The 21,276-nt window shown below is 54.2% G+C and carries 16 protein-coding genes; 5 read left to right on the forward strand and 11 right to left on the reverse strand.

Annotated features, from left to right (window positions below):
• Window positions 1-75 precede the first annotated feature (75 nt).
• The 4 genes from RJP21_RS06050 (at window position 76) to RJP21_RS06065 (ending at window position 5,021) form a co-directional block, all read left to right on the forward strand.
• Window positions 76-1,383, forward strand: a complete 1,308-nt coding sequence (locus RJP21_RS06050; RefSeq protein WP_310858497.1) for an extracellular solute-binding protein — start codon at window positions 76-78, stop codon at window positions 1,381-1,383.
• 329 nt (window positions 1,384-1,712) lie between these two features.
• Window positions 1,713-3,095, forward strand: a complete 1,383-nt coding sequence (locus RJP21_RS06055) for an ABC transporter substrate-binding protein (protein WP_310858498.1) — start codon at window positions 1,713-1,715, stop codon at window positions 3,093-3,095.
• Window positions 3,096-3,246: 151 nt separating this feature from the next.
• Window positions 3,247-4,149, forward strand: coding sequence for a carbohydrate ABC transporter permease (locus RJP21_RS06060; RefSeq protein ID WP_160043450.1), 903 nt, complete (start codon window positions 3,247-3,249; stop codon window positions 4,147-4,149).
• A gap of 26 nt (window positions 4,150-4,175) precedes the next feature.
• The gene (locus RJP21_RS06065; protein WP_310858499.1) at window positions 4,176-5,021 is read left to right on the forward strand and encodes a carbohydrate ABC transporter permease; all 846 of its coding nucleotides are present in this window, start codon (window positions 4,176-4,178) and stop codon (window positions 5,019-5,021) included.
• A gap of 173 nt (window positions 5,022-5,194) precedes the next feature.
• Here RJP21_RS06065 and RJP21_RS06070 read toward each other — a convergent pair whose 3' ends face one another.
• Together RJP21_RS06070 and RJP21_RS06075 are read right to left on the reverse strand one after the other, a co-directional pair.
• On the reverse strand, window positions 5,195-5,413 hold the full coding sequence (locus RJP21_RS06070) for a hypothetical protein (protein ID WP_310858500.1): 219 nt from the start codon (window positions 5,411-5,413) through the stop codon (window positions 5,195-5,197).
• Window positions 5,414-5,434: 21 nt separating this feature from the next.
• Window positions 5,435-7,483 carry a methyl-accepting chemotaxis protein gene (locus tag RJP21_RS06075; protein WP_310858501.1) on the reverse strand — a complete coding sequence of 683 codons (2,049 nt, stop codon included), beginning with the start codon at window positions 7,481-7,483 and terminating at the stop codon, window positions 5,435-5,437.
• Between the two features lie 419 nt (window positions 7,484-7,902).
• On the opposite strand from RJP21_RS06075, the gene trhO reads away from it, so the two are divergent.
• Window positions 7,903-8,805: an oxygen-dependent tRNA uridine(34) hydroxylase TrhO gene (gene trhO / locus RJP21_RS06080; RefSeq protein WP_310858502.1), complete on the forward strand. Its 903-nt coding sequence runs from the start codon at window positions 7,903-7,905 to the stop codon at window positions 8,803-8,805.
• A gap of 133 nt (window positions 8,806-8,938) precedes the next feature.
• On the opposite strand, the gene RJP21_RS06085 is transcribed toward trhO, so the two are convergent.
• The 9 genes from RJP21_RS06085 to RJP21_RS06125 form a co-directional block, all read right to left on the reverse strand.
• Window positions 8,939-9,697 (reverse strand): AAA family ATPase, encoded by a 759-nt coding sequence (locus RJP21_RS06085; protein WP_310858503.1) that lies wholly within the window; start codon window positions 9,695-9,697, stop codon window positions 8,939-8,941.
• Between the two features lie 99 nt (window positions 9,698-9,796).
• A complete protein-coding gene (locus tag RJP21_RS06090; protein ID WP_160043456.1) occupies window positions 9,797-10,771 on the reverse strand; it encodes a diaminopimelate dehydrogenase in 975 nt (324 codons plus the stop codon).
• A 273-nt stretch (window positions 10,772-11,044) separates the two neighbouring features.
• Window positions 11,045-12,979, reverse strand: coding sequence for a DUF2207 domain-containing protein (locus RJP21_RS06095; RefSeq protein WP_310858504.1), 1,935 nt, complete (start codon window positions 12,977-12,979; stop codon window positions 11,045-11,047).
• A 373-nt stretch (window positions 12,980-13,352) separates the two neighbouring features.
• The gene (locus tag RJP21_RS06100; RefSeq protein WP_160043458.1) at window positions 13,353-13,616 is read right to left on the reverse strand and encodes an HPr family phosphocarrier protein; all 264 of its coding nucleotides are present in this window, start codon (window positions 13,614-13,616) and stop codon (window positions 13,353-13,355) included.
• Between the two features lie 2 nt (window positions 13,617-13,618).
• Window positions 13,619-15,343, reverse strand: a complete 1,725-nt coding sequence (gene ptsP / locus RJP21_RS06105; protein WP_310858505.1) for a phosphoenolpyruvate--protein phosphotransferase — start codon at window positions 15,341-15,343, stop codon at window positions 13,619-13,621.
• Window positions 15,344-15,419: 76 nt separating this feature from the next.
• On the reverse strand, window positions 15,420-16,556 hold the full coding sequence (locus tag RJP21_RS06110) for a mannitol-1-phosphate 5-dehydrogenase (protein WP_310858506.1): 1,137 nt from the start codon (window positions 16,554-16,556) through the stop codon (window positions 15,420-15,422).
• Window positions 16,553-16,990 carry a PTS mannitol transporter subunit IIA gene (locus tag RJP21_RS06115; protein WP_310858507.1) on the reverse strand — a complete coding sequence of 146 codons (438 nt, stop codon included), beginning with the start codon at window positions 16,988-16,990 and terminating at the stop codon, window positions 16,553-16,555. The genes RJP21_RS06110 and RJP21_RS06115 overlap by 4 nt, the downstream gene beginning before the upstream one ends.
• A gap of 6 nt (window positions 16,991-16,996) precedes the next feature.
• Complete coding sequence (locus RJP21_RS06120; protein ID WP_310858508.1) at window positions 16,997-19,171, reverse strand: BglG family transcription antiterminator; 2,175 nt, start codon at window positions 19,169-19,171, stop codon at window positions 16,997-16,999.
• A gap of 84 nt (window positions 19,172-19,255) precedes the next feature.
• Window positions 19,256-20,722, reverse strand: coding sequence for a PTS mannitol transporter subunit IIBC (locus RJP21_RS06125; RefSeq protein WP_310858619.1), 1,467 nt, complete (start codon window positions 20,720-20,722; stop codon window positions 19,256-19,258).
• Window positions 20,723-21,276 lie beyond the last annotated feature (554 nt).

Raw genomic sequence — 21,276 nt, forward strand, 5'->3', positions numbered from 1 at the left:
CCCTTTTAACAGGAAGTTCGATGCAAGCTTTAGTTCAATCTATATAGCGATCCTTACGAAAGGTGTGAGCGCCTGATGAACTCCCGCCTGCTGCTTGGCCTGGCGAAGCTGTCGGTTTCCTTGCTGCTTCTGCCGCCGCTGCTTGCGTCCTGTTCCGGCACCGCCCAGCCGAAGCCTACGCTGAAGCCGAAGGACAACCCTCCGGCCGTCATTAATTTCATCGCATCGGAGTACAGCTCGCAGACGCGGCCGCTGCTCGAAAATTTGGTGCAGGACTTCATGCTGAAAAACCCGGATATCGTGATCAATCTTCAAGTAGCCAATTGGGATATTCTCGACATCATTTATACGACCATGATCAGCAAAAATCAGCCGCCGGACCTTTTGAACACCAACGTGTATACGCATTTTGCCAACGACGGCCTGCTGAACGACATGGACGACATCATCTCGCCCGACCTGAAAAAGAAATTTTATCCCGATCTTCTGAAGCTGGACAACTGGAACGGCAAGCAGTACGCCATTCCGTACGTGTCTTCGACCAGAAAGCTTTATTACAACAAGGAGCTGTTCCGCGAAGCGGGAATCGAAGCTCCGCCGAAAACCTGGTCCGAGCTGAAGGAAGACGCGCGCAAAATTAAAAACGGCGGCAAAGCCCGCGGGTTCGGGGTCGATTTGACCGATAACGAGATCCAGGCCTATCTTTCCTACTTTTTTTTGGGCGCCGGCGGCGGCTGGATCAAGGACGGAAAATGGACCATCAACTCGCCCGAAAACGTGGAAGGACTGACCTTTTTGCGGGATATGTACGCCGAAGGCTTAACCGATTCGGACCCGACGGTGACGACCCGTGACGAGAAGCAGCGCGTCCTGGGCGACGGCAAACTGGCGATGATGATTTCCGGCAACTATTTCAACATCGTCGTTCCGCGCGAATTTCCGAACCTCGAATACGACAAAGGCCCGATTCCCGTCAAGGACGGGGTCAAACCGATCAACTTCGGTGTCCATGATATGCTGGTGTCGTTCAAAACCGACCATACGGACAAGGAGGCGCTCTCCAAGTTTTTGGACTACCTTTACTCCAGCCCCATCTACGAGCAGATTATCCAGCAGGAAGGTTTCCTTCCCGTCACGCAGCTCACCGGGGAGCGCCTCGGATCGGCGAATGAGGAGATGAAAGCCGACTTGGCCGCGCTGCGGAAAGCCAGCTTTTACCCGATCCAGCAGCCGGAATGGCAGGCGGTGATGGACACGGCCCGCAAAATGGGCGACGCCGTCCTTCACGACCATATGTCGCCGAAGCAGGCGCTGGACGAGCTGCAGAAATTCGCCGAGGAAGAGCAGCGGGAGCTGATCAAGCATCATAAGAATAAGAAATAACGTCTCTCGACGTACTTCCTAAGAAGACAGACCGCGTTTAAAGGTAGTTGTTCTTGCGATATCAGGAAGCAATGGCTCTGTAGTTTATGCTTTCTGATATAAAAAATAACGTATGAAGCGCAGAGAAGCCGGACGATTGTCCGGCTTTTTTGGCGTCCGGGCGAGCACTTAGAACCAAATTCCCCGGAAAGAGAAAATAACAAAGAATTCATGGAAGAATTTCGATAGAGTGACAGAGCCCCCCTCATTATGATTACTGTAGGCGCTGTAATTCGAAAGCAGGAAGTTAAATATGGCGTTGAACATGATTCTCAAGGAGGGTTAGCTTTATGGTGTCTAAAACAAGATTGGCTGCGCTGGGCATCGCGGCTTTGATGGCCGTGGCTCCGCTTGCAGGCTGCGGCAGTTCCAAAGATGAAGCAAAACCACAGGAACCTGCCAAAACGGAAGAACCGTCAAAAACCGCAACGGATGAAGGGAACAAGTCCGGAACCGACGACGGGGCCAAAAAACTGACGGGCGAGTTCGAAATTCAATACTTCGTCGGCGGTTACGGCGACAAATGGTGGAAAAAGGTCATTGCCGACTTCCAGGCTGCCAACCCGGATTTGAAGATTAAAGAAAGCGGCGGCCCGAAAATCAACGATCAAATGAAACCGCGTTGGGTCGGAGGCAATCCGCCGGATTTCGTCTACATCGACGGACCGAACCTGAACGACCGGCAAATGGTCGAAGACGGGCAGCTGGAGGATTTGACCGATTGGATCAAGGACGCCAAAAATATCGACGGCGACAAAATTTCCGACATTTTGGCCCAGCCGCCGCAGCAGTTTGACGGCAAAGTTTATGACATCCCGCTCGTATTAAACTCCTGGGGCGTGTTCTGGGACAAAGCTCTTTTCAAAGAAAAAGGCTGGGAAGAACCGACCGACTGGCAGTCCTTCATGGCCGTCAGCGACAAAATCAAAGCCGCCGGCGTAACGCCGTTCATCCACACAGGCAAATATCCGTACTACATTAACGGTGCGATCCTGTATCCGGCGATCGTATCCGCGAATAACAACGACATATCGATCCTGCAGGACATGGCGGCATCCAAGGTCGAAGCGTTCCAAAAACCTGCGGTGCTGGCCGCCTTGAACAAAATCGTGGAGCTGCGCGATAAAGGGTTCATCGACAAAGCCTCCATCCAAATCAACCATACCGATTCCCAGATGCTGTTCCTGCAGCATAAGGATGCGTTCATTCCGAACGGCCTCTGGCTGCCGAACGAAATGGCGAAAGACATTCCGGGCGGATTCGCCTTCGGCTTCATCCCTTCGCTTACGCAGGATAACGGCGGCAAAGTGGTCGCCAACACGTCCACGGCGAACGTAGCCATCGCGAAAAACGCGAAAAACAAGGAAGCGGCGAAAGCGTTCCTGGAGTTCATTTTCTCGAAAGCGCAAGCTTCCCAATGGGCCGAGCTGAGCGGCGCGCCTTCCAACATCAAAGGCGACATCAGCGCTTCCAACGCACCAAGCCATGTAAAAGACGCGGCGAAATATTTGACCGACCCGAACACCGTCGTCGTGCCTGCCATCACCTTTAACGCCGACGTCGACAAGGCGATGCAGGACGCCACGGACGCGCTGACCATCGGCAAAATCACCCCTGAACAATGGGTGGAACGCGTGGTCGAAGTCGCCAAAAAAGCTTCGGGCAAAAAATAAATAACGGGACCACCCGCGTTCATCCGGATCGCAACCGAAACCGGAGTTGACGCAGGATCCTTTGGCAAGCGGCAGACGACCAGGACGGAGGATGACGGGGATATACTCTTCGGTCATCCTCCTTATCTTATTTTGAAAGGCAGGTTAAACGATGAGATTGGGAACAACCAAGTGGCAGCGGAACCTTTTTGTCGCAACGTTTATTCTCCCCACCTTTTTGTTCTTCTGCGTATTTACGGTTTATCCCGTTTTGCAGGCCATGTATTATTCGTTGTTCGACTGGTCAGGCTCCTCCGACAACAAAACGTTTATCTGGTTTGACAACTTCAAGGAAATGATCCACGATCCGATCGTTTGGAACGCCATGGGCAACGACTACTTTCTCGTCGTCGGCAAAATTATCGGCATCATGCTTTTGGCCACCTTTTTTGCCGTCGCCTTGACCCGGTTCCGGTTCAAGCTGTCCAGCTTCTTCCGGTCCATCTTTTTTATCCCGAACGTAATTTCCGTCGTCGTCATCGGCGTATTGTGGAATTTCATTTATAATCCGCAAATCGGCTTCTTGAACGCGTTTTTGTCGCTTTTTACGAAAGAAAAAGTGGACATCACCTGGCTCGGCTTCACCAGCCATACGATTTGGATGCTTTTGCCTCCGGCGATCTGGGCCGGCATCGGCTTCTACATGATTCTGCTCATTGCGGCGATCCAGGGCATTCCCGAATCGTATTACGAGGCGTCCAGCCTTGAGGGCGCGGGTCAATGGGCGCAGTTCCGCCACATTACGCTGCCGCTGATTTGGGAACAGATGAAGGTGTCGATCCTGAACATCATGATGACGACGCTTAACGGCTCTTTCGTCATCGTCATGATCATGACGAACGGCGGGCCGGACAACTCGACCCAGGTCATGGGTTCCTACTTGTATCAAATGGCCTTTTCCCAATACCATTTCGGTTACGGCGCGGCCATCGGCGTGTTGATTTTGATCGTCTCGCTTATTACCACCGTCATCATGCAGCGCTTGATGCGCCAGGAAACGATTGAAATCAGCTGATTTTAAAAGCCCGGGAGGAACGAATTATGAAATCAGGCGGTTTACATCCCATTTATAAAACCGTATTTTATGCCATTCTCGTCATCTGGGGGCTGTCCGTGCTTTATCCGCTGCTGTGGACGCTGCTCGACGCGCTCAAAAACAACGATCAGTTTTTCCGCAAAATGCCGTGGTCCCTGCCGGACCTGCCGCTCTTGTGGAGCAACTTCTCATATGTATGGAGCGAATTCAGCTTCGATAAATATTTCGTAAATTCCGTCGTCGTGACGGTCGGTTCGACGCTGCTCGGATTATTTTTGGCCGCTTCGACGGCTTACGTGCTTGCCAGATATCCGTTCAAAGGCAGCAACGTGTTATATCTCATCTACATCGCGTCGATGATGATTCCGTTCAGCTTGGCGCTCATCCCGCTCTTTTTCCTGCTCAATTCGATGCATTTGACCAACTCATCTTTTGGGCTCATCCTGGTTTATGCTTCCACGTTGATCGCTTTCGGCATTTTCGTGCTTGTCGGTTTTTTCAAAAGCTTGCCCAAAGAGCTAGAGGAAGCGGCCGCCATCGACGGCGCCTCGTATTTCGGCATCTTTTTCAGGGTGATGCTGCCCTTGTCCCAACCCGGCCTCATTACGGTCGGCATCGTCAACGTGCTGAACATTTGGAACGAATACATCATCGGGACGATTCTCGTCAACGATCCGGCGCATTATACGCTTCCCGTCGGGATCGCGATGATGCAGGCGCAAATGCAGTACCGCACCGAATGGGGGCCGCTGTTCGCAGGGCTGCTCATCACGATGGTTCCGGTGCTTGTCGTCTACATGTTCTTCCAGCGCCAGATCGCCAGCGGCATTACGGCGGGAGCGATCAAATAAGCGGCGGCGGGCGGCATGGGCATGCGGAGTTGCTGTACGGTCATGTCTTCAAAGCAAACGAACAAACCTTAGTTTGGGGATTTTCCATGCTAAGGTTATTTTTTTCGAACTTCAAAAACATCGTAAAAAATCGGTGCATCGTACCGCAGGGGACGGAAAACATGGGAAATGCCTTATTTCGCCGCCGTCATCATCACCTTCAGGCGCTGAATAGGGCCGTGCCGGTTCTTTCCGCCGCGTTCGTCAAGAGGTTCGGCCACGGCCGCTTTTTTTATCGCCATGCTCTTTTTTATTGTGACCATATCTTGCCTATTCCTCGTGTTGGCGCGCTGAGTGCTGCTTGATTTTACTTTTGGGCTGACCCAAATAAAAGGAGCTGCTGGCGCAGCCACAAAAAAAGACTCCCCCCGGCTTTAGGTTTTAAACCGGGAAAGGGAGTCTTTTAGCGTTCCTGACAACACTTGAAGTTTTCGGGACAGCTGCACCAGCCCCGAGCTGATGTTCAGCTGTTCGCCGCTGAGCGTAGCCACTTCCTCGGACGTCGCCAGCGATTGGTCGGATACGCTGCTGACGCCGGCCATCGCATCGGCCAGCTGGAGCTGGGATTGCTCCAATTCGAGGATGGAGCCGTTCACCCGCCTCAAGTGGTTCATCAGTTCGTTCATTTGGGTGCCGACCTGATTGAACAGCGTGTCGGCTTTTTTCACGGCGGAAATTTGTTCCATAAAAATCGGACCGGATTCCTGCAATACCTGTGCCGTTTCGCCGATTTCCTGCAGGATGGCGGCGGTAACCAGCCGGACGTCGTCCACCGACCGCTTCGCCTCCTCCGACAATTCGCGGATTTCGTCCGCCACCACCTTGAAACCTTTGCCGTACCTGCCCGCCCGGGCTGCCTCGATCGTCGCGTTAAGCGACAGGACGTTCGTTTGCTTCATCAGCTGCGTCAAAATTTCGAGCACTTTGGAAATGGACTCGGCGCTGGCTTGAAGATGAACCACTTTGCCCGTGATGAAGCCGATCCGCTCTTCCATATCCCCGGTTTTCCGCATAAGCCCAAGCATATATTCCGTTCCCGACCGGCTTGTTCCGTTGACGTCCTCCGCAAGGCTCTGCATCTCCCGGCTGGTCAGGACGAGCATTTCGGCCTGTTCCTTGGAGCGCTGCGCCAGCCGCTTCCCGCGTTCCGCATCGCTGGCCAGCCCTTCCCCGCCCCTCGCGATTTCCAGTGTGGCGGACGCGATTTCTTTCGCCGTTTCTTCCGTGTTCAGGGACACGTACGAAAGTTCGCCGGCCATCTCCAGCATGTCTGCCGCGGACCGTTCCGTCTGCCCCACCAGCACGGTCAGGTGGCTCATCATTTCATCGAAGCTTCGCCCGACCTGCCCGATTTCATCCTTGGAAACCGCATACGTCCGCACGCGCAAATTCCCGTCCGCCCCCTGCTTCATCAATTCCTGCAGGCGGCCGAGCGGTTTGCCGATCATCCGCGCGACAAGCCATCCGATAACGACGGCAAGCGCAAAGGCGCAGACCAGTACCCACAACGTCGCTTGAAAGATTTGCTTCGCGTCCTTCAGCATTTCGCCGACGGGGATCATCCCGATGGTGAACCAGCCGTTGACTTCGGATTTGGCCATGACCACTTGTTTCGACCCGTCGGAAGCCAGAAACGCGAATTTCGGTTTGCTCATCCCTTCCGGAGGGAGGGAAATGACCGAAGTTTTGCCCAGCTGCGAGGCGTTTTTGCTGTATATGACCTGATTTTGTGGACTGATGACCTGGATGCTGCCGCCGTCGCCCATGCCCACATGCTCCACCTGATCCTTGATGGCGGCCAAATCGATGTCGATCAGGATCACGCAGTACCCCCGGGACGCCCCTTCGCCGGAAATGACTCTGCCGATCGTGATGGTCGGATTCGTATTCCGGTTGCCGTCCAGGTTATGGTGAATCCAGACGGATTGACCGCTATTTTCGGTAATCTGTTTAAACCAATCCTCTTTGCCGTAATTTTTGCTCGCCAGCAGGCCCGAACGTGTTGGAACGACCGTCCCGTCGGTTTCGAGCACTTCGATCGACGTAATATATGCATCCGAAAACATGTACGATTGCAATATCGCGTCCAGAGCGTCGGCAAGCCGCGTATATTCCGCCGGGTCGTTTTTTTGCTTCAGCAGTTCCAGGACGGTTTCCTGCATCGTTTTGTCCACCATCATCTGCAGCAACAGCTTATCGAAGGAATGAAACAAAAAGTCGAGCTTTTGGCTCGTTTGCAAGGCAGTTTCCAAATACGCGCCGGTCACTTCGCGTTCCAGAGCCTTTTTTGAAATGTGATAGGATACCGCCCCGGTAACCGCCACAAAAACCATAACGGCAAGTATCAATATCAGCGCGATTTTCGTTCCGATCGACCTTAGCGGATTCCAGCGGAACGGATTCTTTAAAGATTTTTCCCGCATCGGCATGTCCCCCTATTTCACCGTACCTTTTTGCAAAGGGTATAATCTTACTATATCGGTCCGAATCGGAGGGCTCTATCGATTATTTTCCTCATTTTCTCGAATTTATTCCGTTCTCGCTCGGACCATAAGCGGGTTATCCCGATGCATTTGTGCCAATAATGGGAACATCTCCTTTTTAAGTTGACTAGGTGTGCAAGGTTCATCTACAATAGATTAGAAAAGCGTGTTTGGCGTATTTTCACTTAAGATGAACCGCCTTTTAAGGTGGTTTTTCTTGCGGTTACAACGATGACCGTCTTCGCGGATACGAAGGACTTTGAACAGGATATTGCCGCAATCGGGCGCCATTCGCTCTTTTTGGGGTTATGCAGCAGCATCCTCTTTTACGATAAATTAACAAGACAGGTGAAGAAAGAATGACAGAAGAATCAAAAGATTACCGTATTCTGCTATACTACAAGTTCGTGCAGATTCCGGATCCGGAGCAGTTTACCGCAGAGCATCTGCAATACTGCAAGGATCTGGGTGTCAAAGGGCGCATTCTGATCGCCGCGGAAGGCATTAACGGAACGCTGTCCGGCACGGTGGAGCAAACCGAGAAGTATATGAACGACCTGAAGGCCAATCCGCTGTTTGCCGACATCGTCTTCAAAATCGACGAGGCCGACGGCCATGCGTTCAAGAAAATTTTCGTCCGCTACCGCAAGGAACTCGTGACGTTCCGTTACGACAAACCGCTGGATCCGAACGTCATCGGCGGCAAAAGACTGTCCCCGAAAGAATGGCACGACCTGCTGGAAAGAGACGACGTGGTCGTCATCGACGGCCGGAACGATTATGAATACGACATCGGCCACTTCCGGGGCGCCATCCGTCCGGAGGTCAAATCCTTCCGCGAGTTTCCGGAATGGATCCGCAACAACCTGAGCGAGTACAAGGACAAAAAAGTGCTGACGTACTGCACGGGCGGCATCCGTTGCGAGAAGCTTACCGGATTCCTGATTCACGAAGGTTTCCAGGACGTCAACCAGCTTGAAGGCGGCATCGTGACCTACGGCAAAGACCCGGAAGTTCAGGGTCATCTTTGGGACGGAAAATGTTACGTATTCGACGAACGCATTGCGGTGCCGATCAACCGTACCGACGAAGACGTGGTCATCGCCAAATGCCATCACTGCGGCAAAACGGAAGACCGCTACATCAACTGCGCGAACCCGGTATGCAACAAGCAGCATGTATGCTGCACGGATTGCGAGGAAGAACATCAGTCCTTCTGCTCCGACGAATGCCGCGAAGCGGTGCTCGGCGTAAAAGCATAAAACATGGATTAGCAAGCGGCTTGTTTGGTCGGTTCCTTGGAGAACGATCGAACGGGCCGCTTTTTTCATGCCCGAATAACTCGCAACACGAAAAAACGCCCCGAATATCGGGACGTCTTTTATACTAAAACCGTTATTGTTCCTCCCCCAGCAAAATATCGAGCATCTTTTCCCGGTCGTTCATCATTTTGCGGGTAATGATGTAATGCTCCGTATCCTCCAGTTCCACCTCCCGAAGTCCCGATTCATCCAGCAGCCAAATCTCGGCATGGGGATAAGACATCAATATGGGCGAATGCGTCGCGATGACAAACTGTGAGTTTTGCTTTACGAGCTGATGGATGCGCGTCAGCATCGACATCTGCTTCAAGGGCGAAAGCGCCGCTTCGGGTTCGTCCATCAGGTAAAGCCCCTTCCCTCCGAAACGATGCATGAACGTCGCAAAAAAGCTTTCGCCATGGGACTGCTCATGCAGCGATTTGCCTCCGTAGGACGCCTTGATCGGGGGGCCGCCTCTTTCCATATCCAGCTTGTCGATCGTGGTCGCCACGTTGTAATAACTTTCCGCCCGGAAAAAGAATCCGTCCTTCGGCCGGACCGCGCCGCGAACGAGACGCAAATACCGATGCAGTTCCGAGTGGGAGGCCATCGTCTCGAAAGCGAAGTTTTTCGTCCCGCCTTCGGGGTTAAACCCCCAGGCGATCGCCATCGCCTCAAGCAGGGTGGATTTCCCCGAGCCGTTTTCGCCGACGATAAACGTGACCGGTTTTCGGAACGACAGGCTGGCCAAATCGTGAACCGCCGGGAGATTAAAAGGATAGGTCCGGAAAGACGGCACTTCTTCCCTTTTCAGCACCATGTTTCGCAAATAAAGCGAACGCGGATCCAGCATGAAGGTTTCAGCTCCTTTGAACGGGTTGGAATAAAAAGGGCATCATCCCGCCCTCGCACGGCGGGAATGATGCCCTCGTTTTCAGCTTGTCCAAAAAAATTACAGCAGTTCCTTGCGAAGCTGCTCGGCCGATTTGGGCGACAGCAGACCGAACGGAATGTCGAATACCGTTTTTGCGCCTTTGTCACCTTGGGCGGACAGCTTGGCAGCGGCGCGCGCGTACGCGACCAGCACGCTGGCGGTAAATTCGGGGTTGCTGTCCAGCTTCAGGCCGAACTCGATGATTTGAGTGCTGTTTTCGCCCGTACGTCCGCTGCGCAGCACCGTTCCTCCGTGAGGCATCGCCGAATGGTTTGCCTTCAGCTCCTCTTCGCCGATGAAATTCACGATCGTGTCGTAATCGGAGAAATAGTTCGGCATTTCCTTGATTTCTTTTTCGATCCGGGCAAGATCGGCGCCTTCTTCCGCAACGACAAAACATTCGCGCAGATGTTTCTGGCGGGTGCTCAGCTCCGGATTTTCCCCGGCGCGTACTTTGGCCACCGCTTCTTCAACGGGAATGGTGTACTGCACGCCATTTTTAACGCCTTCGACCCGGCGGATCGCATCGGAATGGCCTTGGCTGACGCCGCGTCCCCAGAACGTATACTCTTTGCCTTCAGGCAAAATCGCTTCCGCAAGCATGCGGTTCAGCGAGAACAGACCCGGGTCCCAACCCGTGGAAATGACGCTGACATGGCCGGCCGCAGCCGCTGCCGCATCAACGGACGCAAAATATTCGGGAATACGCGCATGCGTATCAAAGCTGTCGACGGTGTTGAACAATTTCGCAAACTGAGGGCCTTGTTCCGGCAAATCCGTCGCAGATCCTCCGCACAGAATCATAACGTCGATTTTGCCGATATATTTTTCCGCTTCGGAAATATGTACAACCGGCACGCCAGCCTCAACGCCGTTCGGCTCGCGGCGGGTGAAGATCGCTTCCAGGCGAATGTCCGGGTTTTGCCGGATCGCTTTTTCCACGCCTCTTCCCAAATTTCCGTATCCCACAATACCAACCGTAATTTGTTTCATAGAATCCTCCCAAAACAAGCAATATCGTATTTTTTCTATTTCCGTCCTCTATTTTGAAGCTCTCGCGGCCAATGCCGCAAGATGCCTGAACCCAACACTCTCATGAGGAAAGGTGAGCAGGCTATCCCCGTATATTATAAACGGATTTGCGAATACATACCATCCGATGTGAGGAAAAGTGCAAATTTTCGGCATAAAAATGCAGGGACAAGCCGTCCCTGCGCAAAAATTCTATAAAGCCCTTTTAAATTTCAAAGCATGGGATTGTCCGTTTTAGAACGCCCCTGTGCCTCCGCCCCCGCCGCTGTCTCCTCCGCTGCTGAAGCTCCCTCCCCCGTCGGAGGAACCGTATGGAGAACGCGGAAGGGTAAAATTCAGATGGTTTTGCGTGTACGCAAGCGATGCCATCAATTCGGCGTTCAGCAGAACGGGAAGCGCCGCGGCGCCCAAGGCGAGGCCGTGCACCCCTTTTTTCTGCAGGTTTTTGACGTACTTCGGAACGATGCCAAGCAAAACCGCATGCTCCGCGGCCCGTTCCGCTGCCGCGGGATCCACGCCGCTTTCGTCTTCGCCTTTTAGAAGCTTTTTCCTTAACTCAAGAAGGGCAAAGCGGTATTTCAGCATCTCCTTCGAAAGCACGGTTTTCGGCACCAAGACGGCAAACACGATCGAGCTTACCGCAAAAAGCAAATAATTTTCCATTCCCTGCTCATGCGTAATCTGAGTCCCGGCAATGAAACAGCCGACCAGATACGTGATAAACCACCGTTTGGTTTTGGTTTTCACGCAGGCGAGAATCCCGACGATTCCCAGCAATACGGCAGCCGCTATCATCCCGGCAATCGGTATCACATCGGCATAATAAAGATATAGGAGCAAAACATAATGGACGATCACGATCAGCGGTACCAGCAGTTTAAGAAGCGCGTTGAATTTGACTTCTGTCCCGTACGGCTCCGTTTGCGCCAAAGTTTCGCGCCATTTATTGAATTTTTTGGCGTTCCTTTGCGATTGCTTGCGGTACTCGGAAATCTGCCGATCATCCTGCTTTTCCTTAAAGGTCGGGGCGGCCATCGAATCCAAACGGAAGACGTTTCTTTGATTAAAAAGCCATCCTACCAGTATCCTGTCGGCTGCGTTCAGCTTAGCCTTATTTCCGTGGAAAGTGAATTCCAGCGTTGCATCGGGGGCCGTCGGCTCCTCCAAAAATCGTTTGGACGCCTGAACCTCTTTGACGGTCACGTACCCTCGGCTCCGCAATGACAGCAGACCTGCGATCACGTCTTTGGACTTCAGCTTGCCTTTACGCATACAATAGGTTTTCATCAGAGGATCCAACTCTTCCAGATCGCGTTCCGTCACGTCCCTCCGCCCGAACCAGGCCGAAATTCTTTTGACCGACAGCACGCTGTACAATGCGCCCAGCAAAATGACGGCCGTCAGCACTTGAAGGACTGTGCCTGCTTGACGCATGATCCCGTCCCGGGCATCCATCCGCTTCTCCCGCTTCCGCTCTTTCTGAAGCAGCTCCGCAGGAGATATCTTTTTGTCGGTTGCCGCCATTTGCGACAGCTGTTCCTGCGGGAAAAGAAGAAGCAAATGCGCTTCCCCGTATTCGGAAAGCTTCGGATTTTCGTAATGGACCGCCGAATCGCCTCCGGTCGTAATCCTCCCGCCCGTCCGGTCATGCAAAAAAGCATGGACATCGGCTTTGTTGTAGCCGGAAGGCAAAAACACATCAAGCGTCACATGGTTGATCTCCTGGTTGTTGTTTTTAAAAAAGCTCCAGTCCAGTTCTCCCACGTCGCTGTATTTGACGGCAGCCTTGTCAATCCGGTAGCGGTAATACACCTGCTTCGTTTCATCTTTGGCGGCATCGTAAACGTAATACGTTTCATTTTCGCCGTCCCATTCGGTTTTCAAGCGCTCCAAATTTTCATAAGAAAACTCGCCAAGCTTTTTGCCTTTCGGCGGAACATAAGCTTCAAAAAACTCGATGCCGTCGTGCTCCCCCGGGGAAATGTACCTGGTTGTTCCTTCAAACTTGCCTTTAAACGTATAGGTGAACAGTTCTTCCACATACAAATCCCCGTCAGGCGTAATATAAGCTTTCGAATCGACTTGATCCATGGAATAGGACTTTTTATCGCAACCCGCGATCATGATGACACAAACGAGTGCCCCTAACAACAGCATCCATTTTTTCATCCACTCACTCCTGATTCTGCTCTCCAAATATTCTCCAATTCATTCATATCGGGTCCCAGATTTCCAATTTATTTTTATATTCTATCAAATACTCCCTACGGCGAATCAAGAGGATATGGTACCAATTCATCCATGGATGCGTAAATCGGCCGGGCAACAATAAGCGGCATTTTAGGCACACGGTCATAGGTGAGGAGTTCGTTGACCTCCTTGCCGATACAGCTGAGGCATTCTCAGGGCGGCTTAATCACAAGCATCCGATGCCGGCCGTGGTCGGCGAATGATGGCCATTCCCTCAGACTGATTTCCTAACGAAAAAACCATCCGGCGATCAGGATGAACCTGACGGCTGGATGGTCTTTTCATTGGCTTCCTATTCCTCGTAAATTTTCGTCAGCATCTGACCAAGCTCCTGCAAAGCCTGCTCTTCCTGCTCGCCGTCGGCTTCGAGACGGATTTCGTCGCCCGCCGAAATGCCCAGCGTCAACAGGCCGAGAGAGCTTTTTCCATTGGCTTTCTTCTCCCCCTTGAACAAAGTGACCTTACAAGGGAAGGTATTGGCCTTTTCCACGAACAGCTTGGATGGACGGGCGTGAAACCCTTGCGGGTGGATGACGGTAAAAGTTTGGGATACCATAGCTATGCTTCACTCCTTAGTTGTTGATTTACAAAATCGAGCACCTCTTGCTGCGAACTCATGCCGAGCGCCTGCTCCGCCAGCCGGGACCATTCCTGCTGGGACAAGCGGGAAACCAGCTCCCGTGCCGGAAGAACGGATGACGCGCTCATGCTGAACTCATGCAATCCAAGGCCAAGCAGCAGCGGGATCGCCGCCGAATCTCCGGCCATCTCCCCGCACATGCCGGCCCATTTTCCATTCCGGTTGGCCGCTTGGATGACCAGCTGCACCAGGCGAAGAATCGATGGATGATGCGGCTGATATAAATAGGAGACCGATTCGTTCATGCGGTCGGCCGCCATCGTATATTGGATCAGATCGTTGGTGCCGATGCTGAAAAAGTCCACTTCCTTGGCCAAAATATCGGCAGCCAGGGCTGCGGCCGGAATCTCGATCATAATGCCGACCTCCAAGGAGCGAGACACTGCGATTCCTTCCTGCTCCAGCTTGGCTCTCTCCTCAGCCAGGATGCGCTTGGCTTCCCGAAGCTCGCTCAAGACGGCGATCATCGGAAACATGATCGCGAGTTTGCCGTGTACGCTTGCCCGAAGCAGCGCTCTCAGCTGCGTACGGAACAAATCCTCGCGTTCGAGGCATAGGCGGATGGCGCGAAGACCCAGAAACGGATTGCTTTCCTTCGGCAGCTGCATGTAGGACAGCTCCTTGTCTCCGCCAATGTCCAGCGTACGGATGACGACACGTTTGCCGCCCATTTTTTCCAGCACATGCTTATAAACGGAATACTGTTCTTCTTCGGACGGGAACGCGGAGCGTCCCATGTACAAAAATTCCGTTCGGAACAGGCCGATGCCGTCGGCTCCATTTGCGAGCACCTTTTCGAGGTCGTCGATGCCGCCGATGTTGCTTGCAAGCTCAACCTGGACGCCGTCCGCGGTAACCGATGGATGGTCCACATAGCTGCGCATCCGGCTTTGGTATTCCTCATACTCGCGCTTGCGTACCGAATATTCCTCAAGCTGCCGGTCCGTCGGGTTTACGATCACCTGGCCTGCGGTCGCATCCAGAATGACGGTGTCCCCCGTGCGGATCTCGGATGCGTCCACCCCCGCGCCGACAACGGCCGCCAACTCCAGCGAACGCGCCATAATCGCGGAATGGGAAGTACGGCTTCCGATTTCCGTCACGAACCCGCGCACGAATTCCAGATTCAGTTGGGCGGTGTCCGAAGGCGTCAAATCCTTGGCGACAAGGATCGTCTCGCTGTTCAGTTCGGAGAGCGCGCTGTGCTTGCGCCCTTCGAGCTTGCTGATCACCCGTCCGGTAATGTCTTTGACGTCCGCCGCCCGTTCGCGCAGCAGCTCATTGTCCATGGAACGCAGAGCTTCCATGATTCCCGATGCCACTTCATACAGCGCAAATTCGGCATTGATGCCTTCACTTTCGATCTGGTCCATGGCGGCGTCAATCAGGTCGGGATCATCAAGAAGAAACAAATGCGCCTCGAAAATTTCGGCTTTTTGCGGACCAAGCCGTTCGAGCGTCGATTCCCGGATCCGGTCGATATCGGCCTTCGCCGCTTCGACCGCTTCCTTCAACCGCTGTTTCTCGGCTGCAGTGTCGTCCACCGCTTTCCGCTGCGGCACGGATTCCTCCGATTCCAGCCGGTACGCCTTGGCAATGGCAATCCCCGGGGATGCGGGAACGCCTGTCAGCAGATGGCTCATGGCAATGCCTCCTTCGTGTTTTACGATCGTTTCTAAGCCCGATCGCCATTTCCTTTTCTGCTTTATCTATTCATCGTTATTGTTCATAATCGTGCATGACACGTTCCGTCAACTCATGATCGGCACCCAGCCCGCTGACTTCGGCAAACGCCTGGCGTGCGCCCTTCTCGGCGATCAAGCTCTGCAGCTGGGCTGCCTCCGGATCCTCAGCATAATCGAATTTAAGGGCGAGCGCCATCACCTTCGTCAAATGCCCCGTGCTTCCTCCCTGCTCCCAAGCTCGAAGCGCCGGCCGCACCAGACGGTCATCCGGCGAAAGCTTGCGGATTGGGGAACGGCCGACCCGGACGACCTCATCACGCAAATAAGGATTGCGGAAACGGTCTAAAATTTTGCGGATATAGGCTTCATGCTCCGCAGCGTCGAAGCCGTAGGCATGCACCAGCATGCTCCCCGTCTCCTGCAGCGCTCCGGCAACGAGGCCGACCACCTCTTCATCCTTCATCGCTTCCTGAATGGTGTCGTACCCCTTGCGGTAACCGGCATAGGCCGCGCTGCAGTGGCCGGTGTTTACGGTAAACAGCTTCCGCTCGATGTATGGAATCAAGTCGTCGACGTAATGAACCCCGCCGATTTCCTTCGCGCCCGGGAACATTTGGGAGCGGTTGATGACCCATTCATAGAAAGGCTCCACCGTAACCGCGAGCGGGTCTTCGTGATGCTGGAGCGGCACGATGCGGTCGACCGCCGAATCCGGAAATGCCGCAATCGAAGCCGCTTGCTGTTTCTCCTCTGACGAGAGCAGACCCATGACATGCTCTTTCAGCTGCGTGCTTGCCCCGATGGCGTTCTCGCATGCGATGATATGAAGGGGCGCACCTCCGCGCTCCATGCGAAGCTTGATCCCTGCGGCAATGCCGGGCGCAATATGCTTCAGGATCGGAACGCCGACCGCCGTCGTAACCAAGTCGGCCGTCGCCACCTCCTCGGCAACCAGAGCAAGGTTCCGGCTGTCAATGGCACGGACGCCGTGGACGGGAATATGCTCCCCATTTTCGTCCGCGATGGTTACGGTATAAGAACCGCGTTCCTGCAGCGACCGGACCAACGATTCATTGACATCGGAGAAGACGACCTCGTATCCCGACTGCGACAGCAGCAGCCCGATAAATCCTCTGCCGATATTGCCTGCGCCAAAGTGAAGAGCCTTCATTCTTCCATCCCGCTTTCGAAAATGCTCAATATTTCTTCCGCAGTCTTCGCCGTCCGGATGGCTTCCATGCTGTCTTCATCCGAGCACACCATGGCGACGCTGGTCAGAATATCCATATGTTCGCCGTTTTGCGCGGCGATTCCGACCACCAGCACGGCCGGCTCGTCGCCGCCGAAATCAACTCCGTCCGGGATTTGCAGCACCGCAAGCCCGGTTGATTTGATCATCCCTTTGGCTTCATTGGTACCGTGGGGAATGGCGAGTCCGGCGCCCATATAGGTTGAGAGCGCATTTTCGCGTTCTATCATTTTCTCGATATATTCCTGATCCGCATGACCGGCGTCGACGAGCATCTGGCCGGCCAGGCGAATGGCTTCGTATTTGTCGGATACCTTCACGTTTAAACGGATTTGATCTGCGGATAAAATACTCATTGATGATCACTCTCTCTCCAGTTTGTTTTTTAAGTAAGCGCGGAGATGGGCGGACATCAGATCCCTGATCCGATGTTCCCGGCCCTCCGCAAGCGCCTCGATCATATCGCTGTCCAGCAGCGTTGCGCTGATTTCGCTCAGCACTTTCAAGCTTTCTCCGGTCAGCTGTCTCGGGGCCAGCATCAGCAGGAAACGCGACAGCTCGATCAGGCCCGAATCGTCCATCTTGAACGGCCGATCCAGCTCAAACAGCATGAGTGCAGGCCGTTTCACCACCTCGCTCCGCGTGTGAAACAACGCCAGTTCCGTTCCCGGAATCATCTGCGTCCCTTGCTGTTCACGCTGCAGCAGCTGCAGGACGACAGCTTCCGGATCGCCGACGACCTCCCTGAGTTCCGGGTGATTGCAAGCGGCGCGAAGCCATTGGCCGAGACTCGGCTCACCCGTTATCCGTAACGGAAGAACCCGGAAGGCTTCGAGCAGCTCGATGCTTTGCTGAACGGTTTTGTTCAGGGAATGCAAGCCTTCCATCTCGGACATGCCGTCCGCTTCGCTTTGGCCGGCAGGCGACTTCAACGCTTCGGACGGTGGACCAAAATCGTCCGGAAGTCCGGGCGGCGGCTTATCGGCCCAGGTTCCGTCCCGGGCCTTCTGCATGCCGCGTTTGCGAATGTAGTCCCGCAGCTTATCCGCCTCGGCAGGGGTTAGCAGCGGACTAAGCTTCATGTATTGCTCTTCGGGGAGCGACAAATCCACGGTGCTGATGATCAGATCGTAATCCGTTCTCGGAATTCGGGCGGCTTCATACCATGACGCCTGCTCCACGATCTGCAGCTGAGGGAATTCCCTCCGAAGCCTTGCCGCCAGCATTTTGGAAGACCCAATCCCGCTCGTGCATACGATCACCGCACGGACGTCCTGATGAATCTGTCCGAGCCGTTCGCGCGAAGCCCCGAAATGCATGACCAGAAAGGCGATTTCCTCATCCGGAACGGGAATGGACGGAAACACGGCGTCCGCTGCCTGCCGCACCCGGCCGAACAGCTCCGAATAATCTTTGCGGATCGTTTCCAGCAGCGGATTGCGTATGCGCTCCCCGGCGGTAATCCGCTCCAATGCCGCCTTCAAATGGATGAACAGGCCGTCCCGCAGGGACCGGTCCGCGGCGTAGTCGTTCGCGTCGAGCTCCCCCATTTTGCGGATGAGCGATCTGACCGATCCGGCCAGCTCCAAATCGTCCGCAGGGAGCATTTCGCTCGAATGCGCGGAGGCTCTCTCCAGCAGCTCGGCGGCATACTTTACTTCAGCGGCTGAATAGGCCATATTCAGCCTTTCGCCGAGCTGGCTGCACAGGATAGCCGCCGCTTTCAGCTTGGTATCGGCTGGCGGCGGTTCGCCGGGCCGGTCGAATCTCCGCAGATTGACAAGCCGCTCGGCTTCCGCTTCGCTGACTTCAACCCCGGATCGGATGCGGGAAGCGGCTATGGAGAGACGGATCAGCAGATCGGTATAGGCGTCTTCGCCGAATGCCTCCTCCTGATCCTGCTCCTCCCATTTCCATAAAATGTCTTCGATCGCCGTGATGCGGTCCGCTCCCGCTAACGCGGCGATCTTCGCATCGACCGGATGCAGCGGCGTTTGGCCGGCTCCGGCGATAAGCGGAAGATCATCCAGCCTAAATCGCACCAAAGTGCGTATCGCCTCGCGGATGAGCGGCTCCGATCCGGTGATTTCCACCCCGTAGCCGCGACGGCGAATGAGCAGCAGTCCCTGTTTGCCGATCCAGTCCGCCAAATCGTCCAAATCCGCTCCGACGGTAGGAACGGTCACCTTCATTTCGTGAGCCAGCGCGAACAGCTTCACAGGTTCCTTGGACGCCAGCAACCTGCAGAGCAGGTAAATTTGCCGTTCATCCGCCGAGTATTCCACATTTACGGGAATGAGCAGCTCCGACCGGACCTTTTCGATCTCATCAGGTTTGCCTTCGACGCTGAGTCCGGAACCGGCCTTGCGGTGCAGGGTAATCCCGTGCCGGTGCAGATAGCTCTCTACCGCATCCAGCTCCCTGTGCACCGTCCGCGGGCTGACGCGGATGCTGCGTGCAATTTCCGCAACCGTGCTTTCATACGGGCTGCGCAGCAGCAAATCCAGGATCTGTCTAACGCGGTGTGTCAGTTCCATCCGCTCAAACCTCCAAACGGCCGCAAAAGGCGCTTGGATGCCGGCACAAATTACCCGCATCCATTCGCCTTAAACGTCGTATAGTTATTTCAAGCGTTCTACAAGCTCGTCATATTCCGGACTTTTCAGGAAGTTATCGATGGAAATATGCTCCGCTTGCGGTGCCACTCCGCGAGCGCGGTCCGTGAGCGTTTTATGCGTCACTACGATATCCGCGTCGGACGGAATGTCACTGATCGCCGTGTTGGTCACTTCAATCGGCGATCCCGCCGCTTTCATCTTTTTGCGCAGAATGGAAGCGCCCATGGCGCTGGATCCCATCCCGGCATCGCAAGCAAAGACGATTTTATGAACCTCTTCCTTGCTCTTCTGCCCTGCGTCGGCGCTCGTCTCGATGTGGGCCGCAGCTTCGGACACAGCGGCAGCCGCTGCAGCAGGGGTTCCTGCGGCTTTCATATCTTTCATTCGTTTCGTTGCTTCTTCCAGATCATCCTCATCCTCTTCCGACTTCTTGCTTGTTTTCAGCAGAAGCGCGGCTACGGCAAAGGATACGATCGCCGCGGTAACCACGCCGCTAAGTACCGGAAAAATTTCGCCGCGCGGCGCCATGGCCAGGTAAGCGATGATGCTGCCGGGCGACGGCGGGCCGACGAGGCCTGCGTCCAGCAGCGAAAACGTGAATGTTCCCGTCACGCCGCCGGCCATTGCCGCGAGAATGAGGCGCGGATTCATCAAAATGTACGGGAAGTAAATTTCATGAATCCCGCCGAAGAAGTGGATGATCGCAGCCCCCGGAGCAGATTGACGGGCGGAACCGCGGCCAAGGATCATATATGCGAGCAGGATGCCTAGCCCCGGACCCGGGTTCGATTCCAGCATGAACAGGATCGATTTGCCTACATGTTGTGCCTGCTCGATTGCGATCGGGCTCAGAACGCCATGGTTGATGGCGTTGTTCAGGAACAGCACCTTCGCCGGCTCGATCAGGATGTTGACGAGCGGAATAAGGTGATGATTGACGAGAAACTCGACGCCTGATGACAGGACGTTCGTGATGGCTTCAATAATGCGGCCCACGATCGAATAGGCGATCAGGACGAGGGCCCCGCCGATAATACCGAGCGAGAAGTTGTTGACCAGCATTTCAAAGCCGGATTTGATTTTGCCTTCAACGGCTTTGTCGAACTTTTTGAGCACCCAGGCGGCGCCCGGTCCAACCGCCATTGCCCCGAGGAACATCGGAATGTCGGTTCCGACGATGACACCCATGGTAACCAGGGCGCCGATGACCCCGCCGCGCTGCTTGTGCACCATCGTGCCGCCGGTATAGCCGATCAGCAACGGGAGGAGGTACTTGATCATGGGATCAACGAGTTTGGCAAGGTATGCGTTTGGGAACCAGCCTGTCGGAATGAATAGTGCGGTAATCAAACCCCACGCGATGAACGCTCCGATGTTCGGCATAACCATGCCGCTCAGGAAGCGCCCGAATTTTTGAACTCCGACCCGTGCCGCGCCGGATGCAGAGGAAGTAGATTGAGCCACGAGGATAACCTCCTTTGTAGACTTTTGTCGAACGATATTATTCAATATGTCGTTCGTCCTATATCCATCCTAGCCAACACGAACCTGACACTCAACAAAATGAAAACGCTATATTGTCAGGAAGCCTGATGACAAAATTTTAAGAAGCCCGCTGAACCCCTTGTCCCCCAAGGATTTTGAGGCTTTCGAAAAACAATATCGGAAACGGTAACCGGCGAGGGATGCTGACAAGATTTCCTGACCTGTCATGAGAGCCGGGCAGCGCGGATATACAATTTCATTCCATAAAATATGAAACTCCGGTATTGGATAGCATTTCCCTTTTGGTCGTCCTGATTCAAAACCGGAGCGGGCCTTTCAAATTGATAACCAAAAAAAGCGCCCTTGATTCAGGGCGCATAACGTGTCAAAAAATAATGGATGCCGGAAACGTCAAGAAAACCGCTATATGGAAAACGTTCCTGTCCGCGGAAACCTTTCCGATAGAAAACCGCCTTCGCGGCGGTACTTCGCAATTTAGAACATGGAAGGCAAATAATCCTCAGCTGCGGCGGCATAAT

It is taken from the genome of Paenibacillus sp. VCA1 (genome assembly GCF_031583795.1).
Classification (GTDB): domain Bacteria; phylum Bacillota; class Bacilli; order Paenibacillales; family Paenibacillaceae; genus Paenibacillus_AQ; species Paenibacillus_AQ albilobatus.

Excerpts from the sequence above, each read along its gene's own strand:
- RJP21_RS06050 (WP_310858497.1), top strand. The coding sequence starts at position 76 with ATGAACTCCCGCCTGCTGCTTGGCCTGGCGAAGCTGTCGGTTTCCTTG.
- RJP21_RS06055 (WP_310858498.1), top strand. The coding sequence starts at position 1,713 with ATGGTGTCTAAAACAAGATTGGCTGCGCTGGGCATCGCGGCTTTGATG.
- RJP21_RS06060 (WP_160043450.1), top strand. The coding sequence starts at position 3,247 with ATGAGATTGGGAACAACCAAGTGGCAGCGGAACCTTTTTGTCGCAACG.
- RJP21_RS06065 (WP_310858499.1), top strand. The coding sequence starts at position 4,176 with ATGAAATCAGGCGGTTTACATCCCATTTATAAAACCGTATTTTATGCC.
- RJP21_RS06075 (WP_310858501.1), bottom strand. The coding sequence starts at position 7,483 with ATGCGGGAAAAATCTTTAAAGAATCCGTTCCGCTGGAATCCGCTAAGG.
- trhO (WP_310858502.1), top strand. The coding sequence starts at position 7,903 with ATGACAGAAGAATCAAAAGATTACCGTATTCTGCTATACTACAAGTTC.
- RJP21_RS06085 (WP_310858503.1), bottom strand. The coding sequence starts at position 9,697 with ATGCTGGATCCGCGTTCGCTTTATTTGCGAAACATGGTGCTGAAAAGG.
- RJP21_RS06090 (WP_160043456.1), bottom strand. The coding sequence starts at position 10,771 with ATGAAACAAATTACGGTTGGTATTGTGGGATACGGAAATTTGGGAAGA.
- RJP21_RS06095 (WP_310858504.1), bottom strand. The coding sequence starts at position 12,979 with ATGAAAAAATGGATGCTGTTGTTAGGGGCACTCGTTTGTGTCATCATG.
- RJP21_RS06100 (WP_160043458.1), bottom strand. The coding sequence starts at position 13,616 with ATGGTATCCCAAACTTTTACCGTCATCCACCCGCAAGGGTTTCACGCC.
- ptsP (WP_310858505.1), bottom strand. The coding sequence starts at position 15,343 with ATGAGCCATCTGCTGACAGGCGTTCCCGCATCCCCGGGGATTGCCATT.
- RJP21_RS06110 (WP_310858506.1), bottom strand. The coding sequence starts at position 16,556 with ATGAAGGCTCTTCACTTTGGCGCAGGCAATATCGGCAGAGGATTTATC.
- RJP21_RS06115 (WP_310858507.1), bottom strand. The coding sequence starts at position 16,990 with ATGAGTATTTTATCCGCAGATCAAATCCGTTTAAACGTGAAGGTATCC.
- RJP21_RS06120 (WP_310858508.1), bottom strand. The coding sequence starts at position 19,171 with ATGGAACTGACACACCGCGTTAGACAGATCCTGGATTTGCTGCTGCGC.